Here is a 3,498-nt window from a genome sequence, read left to right on the forward strand (position 1 = left end):
TGGATTATAGCCCAATTTCTTTTCAAAGTCAAGGTTTTTAAGAAAATTATTCCATTTTTTGCATCAATAAAATCAAATTTATCCTATCTTTCGCTCCTGTTTTTTCAAAAATAGTGCCTACGTGCGCTTTTACCGTCCTTACGGTTATTTGTAAAATCTCGGCGATTTCTTGATTTGTTAGCCCTTTATAGACTAGCTCCGCTATCTCTTTTTCCTTGTTTGTTAGCTTTTCTAGCAAATTTGACGAATTTGATGGCAAAATTTCCTTCGTCATCATTTGTATCATATTTTGGATAAATTCCGGATATAGCCAAACCTCGCCTCTTTCGATCGCTTCGAGCGCGTCCTTAAAATGCACCTCAAGCATACGCGCGTTTGCATACCCCTTTGCGCCTAGGTGTAAAAATTCTCTACCTTCGTTAAATTTAGGCTCATGAGAAAGTATCAAAATTTTAATGCCCTCCACCGCGCTCAAAAGCTCTCTCACTTCTTTGTCGGCATCCCAAATATCCACGCAAACTACGTCGTAGTTCTTATCGTAAGCAAGCTCTAAAAATTTATCTTTTTCCTGCGTGACCGCGACGTCGCGTCCGACCAGCTTATCTTTTATTTCGTTTATTACGGCTGCATTTCCTGAATACGCCAAAATTCTCATATCCGCGCTCCTATCGTTCTCTCAAAGCGTTTTGTTTAGCTTTTAATATCGGCTTTAATAAATAATCAAGCACCGTTTTTTTACCGGTTATAATGTCGGCACTAGCTATCATGCCCACCTTGATGCGAAGCGGTCTATCTTCGCTTCCTAGGTAGTTTTTCTCGGTCGTTATCCTGACTAGATAGTAGCTCTCGCCAGTTTTTTCGTTTGTTTCCGTATCGGCTGAGATTTGCGTCACTTCACCCTCTAGTCCGCCGTATATCGCAAAGTCGTAAGCGGTAAGCTTAACCATCGCTTTTAATCCTTGTCGCAAAAAAGCCACGTCCGCAGGCTTTACCTTTACCTCGGCTATCAAGCTATCCTCGACGGGGACGATCTCGGCGATGTCCATGCCGGGCTTTATGACGCCAGAGACGGTATTTACCATCAGCTTGCTTACTATGCCGTCCACCGGCGAGCGCACGAGCGTTCTTTCTACTTTGTCGCTTAAATTTACCTGGCTTTCGTTTAGCCTAGAAATTTCAGCCGAAACTTCGTTAAATTCTTTTTTTGCACTATTTTGAAAGGCAAGCTTGGCTTCGGTTATTTTATTTTCCACCTCTTTTATCGTGGACTGCACTCTAGGGATAGATAGTTTTGCCGCGCTTAGCTCGCCCCTTAGGTCGTTTACGCGTCTTTGAAGCTGCAGGTACTCAACCTCGCTCACAAGCCCTTTTCTAAATAGCGGCTCGGTTATCTGCTTCTCTTTTTGTAGCAGATTGTAGCTGCTTTGAGTCTGGTCGATCTTACTCTCAAGCTCCTTTAGCTCGCTTTGGCGCTGTTTTATCTGCTCCTCTAGGATGCCGATTTGCTCCCTTAGCCTCGCTTTATTCGTATCATAAAGGCTCTTTTCAAATCCGACGAATCGGTCGTAGTCCTTATCTCCCGTCTCTTTCGCATCAAATTCCTCGTCGTTTGACTCGGCGTAAAGGCGCAGGTATTTTGCCTGCAGCTCGTTTAGTCTAAATTTGGACTCTCCGTAGACGCTAGAAACGCTTTTGTCGTCGATTTTTAGCAAAATTTGATTTTTCTTTACCTCATCACCCGTGCGAACGTAAATTTCCTCGATTATGCCGCCTTCCAAATTTTGTACGATCTGATTTTTGCCCGACGGGATGATCTTGCCGTTGCCGCGCGTGATCTCGTCTATCTGCGCAAACGACGCCCAAACCACTAGCCAAAAAACGGTTATGGCGACGATGTACAAAATTTTCCTAGATCCCGACGGCGCCTTTGCCAGCACCGCCTCCGACAAGCTTGACATAAAACGAAGATCGTTTGCGTCGTAGTTTTTAGACTGGATGATCTTTTTTATGTTTTGAGTCGAAGCTTCCAAATTTTGTCCGATATTTTCTTGTATTTCTAAATTTTTCTTATCCATGCTCGCTACTTTCCGCCAAGCTTAGCTAAAATTTCATCTCTCGGCCCGTCTAGCAGTATCTTGCCGTTATCGACGACGATGAGTCTATCTACTAGCTCGAGCAGAGACATTTTGTGCGTGATAAGTAGCATAGTTTTATCTTTCGTGTTAAATTTGAGATTGTTTTTTAGCTTATTTTCCACGCTGCTATCCAGGGAATTTGTCGGCTCGTCGAGCAATATAATCGGACTATCGAGTAAAAAGGCACGCGCTACGGCGATAGCTTGACGCTGGCCGCCGCTTATGCCCTCGCCGCGTTCATGTACCGGCATATCAAAGCCCAGCGGATGCGCGTCTACATATTCGTCCACGCCGCTAACTTTTGCTGCGCGGATGATCTGCATATCATCTACGTGCGGGGCTTTGTAGACGATGTTGCCTCTTACCGTACCCTTAAACAAAACCACGTCTTGCGGGACGTAGCCGATATTTCGGCGCAAGTCGGCCGGGTCGATTTGATTTATGTCGATGCCGTCGATCAGGATCGAGCCCTCGGTCGGCGAATAAAGTCCCAAAATAAGCTTTTCGATAGTGGTTTTCCCCGAACCGTTTCTACCGATGATGCCAACCTTCTCGCCTGCGTTTATAGTAAAATTTACCCTATCTAGCGAGGCTTTGGTGCTTTCCGGATAGGTAAAGCATACGTTTTTAAACTCGATCTTGCCGTTAAAGGTATTTCGGCGGACGAATTTTTTGCCCTCTGGACGCTCGACGGGCATCTCCATTATCTTTTTTAGGCTCTCGTAGGCGGTTTTCGTCTGCTCGTAGTTTGCCAGCAGGCTCGCAAACTGCCCCATAGGGGCGATAGCGCGCGAGCTAAGCATCACGGCCGCGATAAGTCCGCCCATCGTGAGTTTGGTATCTTGTATCATATAGACGCCAAAGACGATGATGCCGACCGTATTTAGCTGCACGAAAAACGACGTAACCGTATTTATCGACGCCGAGATCAGTTTTGATTTTATGCTTTTGTTCGCTATCTCGCCGGTGGCCTCTTCCCAGTTCCACTGCACGTTTCCAGTCGCGCCCATGGTTTTTATCGTCTCAAGGCCGTTTAACGTCTCGATCAAAATTCCGTTTTTCTTTGCGCTAGCCTCAAAGGTGCTTTTTATGCTAGTTTGGAGCGGGTTTTTGATAAAAAGTGTGTAGCAAAGCACGGCCGCCATAAAAAATAGCGGCACGACCACCAAATAGCCGGCGATAAAATAAGTAATCAGCAAAAACAAAATCGCAAACGGCAGGTCGATGAGAACAGCCAAAGTGCTCGAAGTGAAAAAATTTCTAACCGTATCGAATTCGCGCAGGTTGTTGGCAAACGAGCCGACCGATTTTGGCTTAACGGAGAGCTTTATATCCATAACGCGCTCAAAAAGCAGCGAGCTCA

Annotated in this window: 3 protein-coding genes; all 3 read right to left on the reverse strand. The window is 45.5% G+C overall.

Annotated features, from left to right (window positions below; all coding sequences use genetic code 11):
* Nucleotides 1-46: 46 nt before the first annotated feature.
* Nucleotides 47-655 carry a response regulator transcription factor gene (locus Q0338_RS08185; protein ID WP_298086326.1) on the reverse strand — a complete coding sequence of 203 codons (609 nt, stop codon included), beginning with the start codon at nt 653-655 and terminating at the stop codon, nt 47-49.
* Nucleotides 656-665: 10 nt separating this feature from the next.
* Nucleotides 666-2,075, reverse strand: a complete 1,410-nt coding sequence (locus Q0338_RS08190) for an HlyD family type I secretion periplasmic adaptor subunit (RefSeq protein ID WP_298086327.1) — start codon at nt 2,073-2,075, stop codon at nt 666-668.
* A gap of 5 nt (nt 2,076-2,080) precedes the next feature.
* Nucleotides 2,081-3,498 (reverse strand): ATP-binding cassette domain-containing protein (locus Q0338_RS08195; protein WP_298086328.1); only part of this gene is annotated, 1,418 nt, incomplete at its 5' end.

It is taken from the genome of uncultured Campylobacter sp., from assembly GCF_938018145.1.
Classification (GTDB): domain Bacteria; phylum Campylobacterota; class Campylobacteria; order Campylobacterales; family Campylobacteraceae; genus Campylobacter_A.